This window comes from Paraglaciecola polaris LMG 21857 (genome assembly GCF_000315055.1).
Taxonomy (GTDB): domain Bacteria; phylum Pseudomonadota; class Gammaproteobacteria; order Enterobacterales; family Alteromonadaceae; genus Paraglaciecola; species Paraglaciecola polaris.
Window position 1 is genome coordinate 1 of sequence record NZ_BAER01000123.1, and the last position, 6,640, is coordinate 6,640.

The window sequence follows — 6,640 nt, forward strand, 5'->3', positions numbered from 1 at the left end:
ACAACTTACCGGGTGTTAATGGATTTTGTCCTTTAATTAAAAAAACAGAGAAGCTTGTTCAGTATATTGAGGAAAAATTAGACAAAAAAGCGGCAAAAAATATAGGGGCTGTTCACAGTGATTTACTTGCAAGAGCCGCTGCTTTTTTACTGCTTTCAGACTCTAAGGCTTCATATACCATTGAAGGAGAAACGCCTCCTCATAATCGTATAGAGCGATGGGGGAAAATTATCGGTCAAGCAGGCAAGCAGCCATTAACCGTTGAAGAGATAGAGCGTTTACAAGAAGTAGTAATTCCGGATAGTCGATTTGTCGTGCCGGGAATTCGTTGCGTTGGCGGTTTTGTAGGTGGGCATGACCGTGTGACCAACATACCCATACCTCAGCATATATCTGCAAAGCCAGAAGATCTAGATGAACTGCTCGCGGCTTATCTAAGTGCGTATGAAAAAATGAAAGGTTCAGGATTTCATCCTGTTTTAGCTGCTGCAATCATTGCCTTTTCGTTTGTGATTATTCATCCACTAGAAGATGGTAATGGACGAATTCATCGCTATTTAATTCATCATGTATTAGCTGAAAGTGGTTTTACACCTAAAGGCGTGATCTTTCCGATTTCAGCGGTAATTTTAGAAAGAATAAAAGAGTACAAAGCCGTGTTAGAGCAGTTTACACAGCCTCGTTTAAAGTATGTTGAATGGCATCCAACTGACGACAACAATGTTCATGTAACAAACGACACGGCTGACTTGTATCGATATGGTGATATGACGTGCCAAGTGGAGTTTTTGTTTGAGTGTGTAAAAGATACAGTAGACACCGTACTCCCTGAGGAAGTTCTTTATCTTGAAAGATACGATGAGATTTGGAACTATGTAAATAATCGATTTGATATGCCTCAGAAAAGTTTAAGTTTACTACTTAACTTTTTGCGTCAGAGTAATGGTCAATTATCGAAGAGAGCTAGGACTAAGGAGTTCTCTGCACTTACTGATGTTGAAGTAACAGAAATAGAAAGTAAATATCAAGAAGTGTTTGAGATTGATTAAGTTTAACCATTAATAGAATGAATAGTTAGTAAGCATATGAGAGAAAAATGCTGTTAACTAACTGTTCATAAAATATGCAAAATCAATGCGATTCAGTGACAAATTGATGGTGTTTTCTTATATAAAGCCAAGGAAGTGAGGCCCTCCCTACAAAGCACTTTATTCCCATTTCAAAAGAAAGTAATCTGGATCTAGTTTTGGATTATTTTATATGCAGGCACGATCCGATAATTGCTTAACTGCGGTGTTTACCTAGCTATGAATCGGCATGAAAAAAAGAATATGCGGATAGCAGCTATGTGCCAATGGACTAAACCGCTACGCGGTAGCAGTGCCGCTCCCACCGCTATAATTGTATTCTGATCTCGTTCTCCGCTCCTAAGCTGAAGGAAGGGCAATGTTGCCCTGAATTCACTCAGGAGTGAAACCATGAGTTATTTTACAGAAAGCACCAGTCCTTTACGTCAGCGCATGATTGAAGACATGACCATGCGTAGGCTCAGTCCCAAAACGCAAATCGGCTACATCAGAGGTGTGAAGAAACTCGCCGCGTATTTGAAACGCTCGCCAGAAGATGCCACGGCTGAAGAACTACGGCAATTCCAACTCGCGCTGGTCGAGCAAGGCGCATCTAACATCACCATCAACGCCACGTTATCGGGTTTAAAGTTCTTATTTCATAAGACCCTGAATCGACTCGATGTGATGCTCAAAGTTAGCACCGTGCCGGTGCCAAGGAAGTTGCCTACGGTCTTGAGTAAAGAGGAGGTTAAGCAACTGATTGATGCCACCCATAGTATCAAATACAAAGCTGCATTCTCGGTCGCGTATGGGGCTGGGTTGCGGATTGGCGAAGTGGTTGCGCTGAAGGTGACGGATATCGACAGTTCTCGCATGCTGTTGCGCATTGAGCAAGGCAAAGGTAAGAAAGACAGGATGGCGATGTTATCGCCAATGCTGTTGACCACCCTTCGCCAATGGTACAAACATGCCAAAGCGCATCACTTGATGCTTAACGGCGGTTGGTTGTTTCCGGGACAAAATCCCCTCAACCCAATCGGCACCCGTCAGCTCAGTCGTGCGTGTAAATCAGCGTGTATTGACGCCGGGCTGACTAAAAAAGTCTCCATGCATACGCTTCGGCACAGTTTCGCCACGCACTTACTGGAAGATAAAGTCGATATCCGGGTCATCCAAACCTTGTTGGGGCATAGTAAACTGGAGACCACGGCTTTGTATGCGCAAGTCGCCAGCAAACTGTTGCAAGAGGTGGTCAGTCCGCTAGATACATTGGCATCGTGAGCGTGACAACATGTCAAATAACTCACGGACTCCACTGGACGTGGCGGATGTGTTTCGTCTGTCTGGCGACAATTACAAAGCAGCACATCGTGGCCATCTAAGTCTAGCGCAACTCAAAGTCATGTCAGCCATTGAGCGCTGTCGAAGTGCGCAACTAGGCGCCCATCACTTGCATTGTGAACACTGCGATACCGATGCCATCGCATATAACTCCTGCCGCAATCGGCATTGTCCGAAGTGTCAGGGCGCCAGTGCCAAACGCTGGTTTGCAGCCAGAGAAAAACAGTTGTTGCCCGTGGCGTATTACCATGTGGTATTTACGCTACCGGCCGAAGTGGCACAGCTGGCCTTTTACAACAAAGCGCTGATGTATCAGCTGTTGTTCAAAGCCGCATCACAGACGCTGCTAATCATTGCCGGTGACACTCGACATTTGGGCGCTGAAATTGGTACCACCATGGTCTTGCACACGTGGGGCTCAGCGATGATGCATCACCCGCATGTGCATTGCATTGTCCCCGGTGGTGGTTTGGATAAAGCTAAGCAATGGAAAGCTTGTAAAAAGGGCTTCTTCTTGCCCGTTCGGGTGTTGTCTCGCTTGTTTCGCCGCTTGTACATGCAAGGGGTGGCGGAGTTGTATGCATCGAAGCAACTCCTGTGCTTCGGGGGCTTGACCCAAGCTATTGGCTTTGAACACGCAGCGCACTTCACAGCATGGTGCAAACAGCAACAATTCATGGAATGGGTCGTATATGCCAAGCCGCCGTTTGCAGGGCCCAGAGCCGTGCTGAAGTACCTGTCGCGTTATACGCACCGCGTCGCGATAGCGAATCGGCGGCTGCAATCCATCGATGCAACACACGTCACGTTTACGTACAAGGACTACCGGCGCAAAGGCAATAACATGCACCGCGCCATGCAACTGACTTGTGGCGAGTTCATGCGTCGGTTCTTGTTGCATGTGCTACCAACCGGGTTTCACCGTATACGGCATTATGGTTTGTTGGCCAGTAAAGCCAAACTCAATGTGGCTAGGCAAGCATTGCAAGTAGAGCCGGAGCAAGAAACAGCAGAGACTGTCGACGACACTGAGACAAGTTCAACGCCCTTCGTGTGCAGGCAATGTCATTCACCAATGACGGTATCGGCGCTCAGGCTTCCCGCTTACTTACCAAGAGCACCACCTACATTGAATTAGTGGCCACTGATGCTCCCAAAGAATCGTCTTTACTGGTGAGGGTAGCGCTGTACTTGAAGCCACAAAAACCACATTACAAGGATTAAAACGAAGCAAACAAACTGAATAAAAACGTGAAAAATAGATGCGAATAGAAAGAAAGCACGACTGGAAACAAGTGATCAAGACGATCATCCTCTACGGCAGACTCACCTCCATCATCGAAATCCCCATAGCTATACCACCGGGGTAACATCCCGCGGTTTCGTCCACTGGAGATTATCATCTATCTACCCCAGACGAGGACATCAACGTGGATCTGAATGGGGGGCAGATAACTGATAATCTAAACAGTTGCTGTCGTTTACGGTCTAGCACTTAAAAGGCAGCAATGTACGTAAAGCGGTCGTTGGAAGGCTTGGTTTTCGGTTGTCTAGAACCTGCTAATAATTGTCTTTTGCTGCCGTAGAAAAGAAAAGTTGTGGGTCTCAAAAGTGCGTAAAGCTTACCTAAAATAATGCCAATAAAATCCACCGTCATTGCTGCGAAGGCAACAATCTCCATAAATTAATTGGCTGATCTAAAACTGCTCTTAATTGAATGGTCACCAAGGTTTACTCGATCAAATGGATTTTGAGATTGAAATCACCAGCAATTTACATCACCACAAACAGCCACAACGATACTTTGTACATTGGCCTAACAAGTGCCTTGGTAAAGCGAATTTACCAACATAAAAATAAGCTAATACTAGGCTTTAGCTAAAAGTACAGCTTAACTAAATTAGTTCATTTTGAACAGTTTGAAGAAATGGAATCCGCTATTTTAAGAGATAAGAGGCTTAAACAATGGTATCGATCATGGAAGAATCCTCTAATATCGGAAATTAATAGCAGGCTAGAAAAAACGTCAGTGAATCAAAATAGGAGAGCAAATCAACTCTCCCATGGCGTGCATTACTTTACCTTTAACATTCTTGAGCATTTGTCTATGTCGCGCAATTGTATTGCAGGGTATTGCGCCAATAGCCCGCAAAGGTAAGCGTGGGCTATTGGCGCATTACATAGCAGCAGTTCTGTGGCGTTCGATATCGAACTGATGGTAGGGTTATTCCATTGATCACATGTTTTGAATGCCTGCTCGATGGTTTTTAATTGCTGAACCTCTATTCTGTCTTTTGCTGCGGGTTCTGTTAATGCGGTCAGTTCAGCTTTTTTAAGTGCAAACCCATAATTACCAGAATAATCCCTAAGACGAATTTCGACTGCTCTTCGCATATATTTGTAAATAGTTTTATGATCCATGTGATCATTGATTAATACTGACGCCCAGCCAAATTTGCATATATTTCTGTTAAACAACCGTGACTCAAAAGCGCTCCAAACATAAAGGAAGATATGCGTATAATTATCTTTGTTGTTAGCAAAACTAAATTCTTCTTCATCCAACAATAATGCTGGACGCCTCTTTACCGCACTTTGATGGTTTACCGTAAACTGTTGGGAAGGAATGCCTTGTGAATAATGCACTTTAACATCATAGTTGGCATGTAATGACTTGTTACGATTAAAGTTAACCTCAAAGTCACGTACAGCCGATAGAAGCATATTGTCGCTTTGATACACCTTATTGATTGCTCTATGCAGACCTGATTGCATGAATTCGAGTAGATAACGACTTTCAGATAGTTTCAAATCCTTAAAAGATGTGCGTTTGGCCATGCCTCCGTGCAGAGATATCTGTATAGGGTATCTATCCTTTGCCCTAAACTTTTTAGCAAACAGATGGCGATTGTGATGGGGGACATCTTTTGCCGAAATCACCCAAACATCAGCGAGGCACTTATGATCATCAAATCGTTTTTCAATATAAGTGCGTATTTCTTTCTCAAACAGCTTTCTTGATTCTATACTGCTAAGGCTCCCTACATCGTAAAAAGAAGCAAAAGCGTCTGGGGTTAACGTACTTACGTATTTAAGGGCATTGTTCAATGCGTCTTTTCCTGTAAACCGTTTAACTAAAGTATTCTCTAACATCTCAAATTTAATGGTGAGTTCTTTATTGCTTTTGTTAAGTTTGGGTAAAACAGAGAATTGAACGTAATCGAGTCCTTGTATTTGAGTGCTCAATGCGTCGCTAACTAACTTGGTGGCGTGGGTGATGAATTCTGACTCTTTTTGCTCAAGTCTTTTCTCTATCAAACACCGGCAGCCTTGAACATCTTTAGCAATTGACATTGCGTGATTAAATAAAGCTCGTAGGGTGAGTATTTGAGGGCCATCTTTAGATAAAAGCAGTTTTGTTAACTCTAAATGTTGCAGCACGCTTTCGATATCGTAGTGATTGACGTGTTTGATAGGAATCGAGTTTATTTGCAGGAAGCTTATTACTTTTGCTAGGTTCTCAGCATGTTGCTTCTGCTTGATAATTGCTCTGCGCTTTGCTTGCTCGATTGGTTTTTTAAGAAAATGAGATAAAATCGATCTTAATTGATCTTCAGCTTCGCGTAGTTGAACAGTTCGTTCAGCGCACAATAGACACGCCATTTTTAACCTTACATACCTAAAGGGTTAATAGATAATGAGATAGTAGCATGACGGTCCGAAATGCGAACCGTCGTTTTCAGTATATGCGGATCAAGAATCATCGGTCCATATTGCCGAACATTCGTTGGCGTGGGTAAGGGTTTGTTTAAGCGTCAATTTGTTGTAATGCTGTAACACTCTTATCCATCCGTTCAGTGAGGTACGTGGCAATCGCGTCAAAATTAATATCCTCAACACTATCAATTGCGGCGCAAGACGCATGGCTGAAAGTGCAAAATTATTGGTCGATGATTTGTTACAAGGCGATCTAGTTCGCCAATGGGTATTAAGTTTACCCATACCGCTTCGTTTATTGCTTGCTAAGTACCCTAAACATTTAAGTAAAATCATGCAAATCATCCATCTAGCCATTACAACAGATGTTATTCATCAATCAAAGTGTCTTGGTTTCGCTGAAATGGTGCGTAGTAGATATTAAAGCTCCTCTGAATGTCTGTTCTTTGTCTCGAAGCCGCTGGTCATAAATTTTCATGCGACTGACTTCTGTTCTTAAGATTATCAGTTGG

6 protein-coding genes are annotated in these 6,640 nt (G+C 43.3%); 5 read left to right on the plus strand and 1 reads right to left on the minus strand.

All coding sequences use genetic code 11. The features are described from left to right. The 4 genes from GPLA_RS19595 to GPLA_RS24140 form a co-directional block, all read left to right on the plus strand. Window positions 1–1,049 (plus strand): Fic family protein (locus tag GPLA_RS19595; protein ID WP_040515480.1); only part of this gene is annotated, 1,049 nt, incomplete at its 5' end. Between the two features lie 429 nt (window positions 1,050–1,478). Further along, entirely contained in the window at window positions 1,479–2,351 is an 873-nt protein-coding gene (locus GPLA_RS19600) for a tyrosine-type recombinase/integrase (RefSeq protein WP_007106743.1), read from the plus strand. Between the two features lie 10 nt (window positions 2,352–2,361). After that, window positions 2,362–3,549 carry an IS91 family transposase gene (locus GPLA_RS19605; RefSeq protein ID WP_040515482.1) on the plus strand — a complete coding sequence of 396 codons (1,188 nt, stop codon included), beginning with the start codon at window positions 2,362–2,364 and terminating at the stop codon, window positions 3,547–3,549. A gap of 579 nt (window positions 3,550–4,128) precedes the next feature. Beyond that, window positions 4,129–4,293 (plus strand): GIY-YIG nuclease family protein, encoded by a 165-nt coding sequence (locus GPLA_RS24140; protein WP_226993165.1) that lies wholly within the window; start codon window positions 4,129–4,131, stop codon window positions 4,291–4,293. 191 nt (window positions 4,294–4,484) lie between these two features. Here GPLA_RS24140 and GPLA_RS19615 read toward each other — a convergent pair whose 3' ends face one another. Further along, window positions 4,485–5,852: a hypothetical protein gene (locus GPLA_RS19615; RefSeq protein WP_153810601.1), complete on the minus strand. Its 1,368-nt coding sequence runs from the start codon at window positions 5,850–5,852 to the stop codon at window positions 4,485–4,487. A gap of 481 nt (window positions 5,853–6,333) precedes the next feature. Here GPLA_RS19615 and GPLA_RS19620 point away from each other — a divergent pair, with 481 nt between their 5' ends. Next, the gene (locus GPLA_RS19620) at window positions 6,334–6,552 is read left to right on the plus strand and encodes a hypothetical protein (protein WP_007106748.1); all 219 of its coding nucleotides are present in this window, start codon (window positions 6,334–6,336) and stop codon (window positions 6,550–6,552) included. Window positions 6,553–6,640: the final 88 nt, after the last annotated feature.

Bases quoted from the DNA above. Each gene is read 5' to 3' on its own strand.
- GPLA_RS19600 (WP_007106743.1), top strand. From the start codon at position 1,479: ATGAGTTATTTTACAGAAAGCACCAGTCCTTTACGTCAGCGCATGATT.
- GPLA_RS19605 (WP_040515482.1), top strand. From the start codon at position 2,362: ATGTCAAATAACTCACGGACTCCACTGGACGTGGCGGATGTGTTTCGT.
- GPLA_RS24140 (WP_226993165.1), top strand. From the start codon at position 4,129: ATGGTCACCAAGGTTTACTCGATCAAATGGATTTTGAGATTGAAATCA.
- GPLA_RS19620 (WP_007106748.1), top strand. From the start codon at position 6,334: ATGGCTGAAAGTGCAAAATTATTGGTCGATGATTTGTTACAAGGCGAT.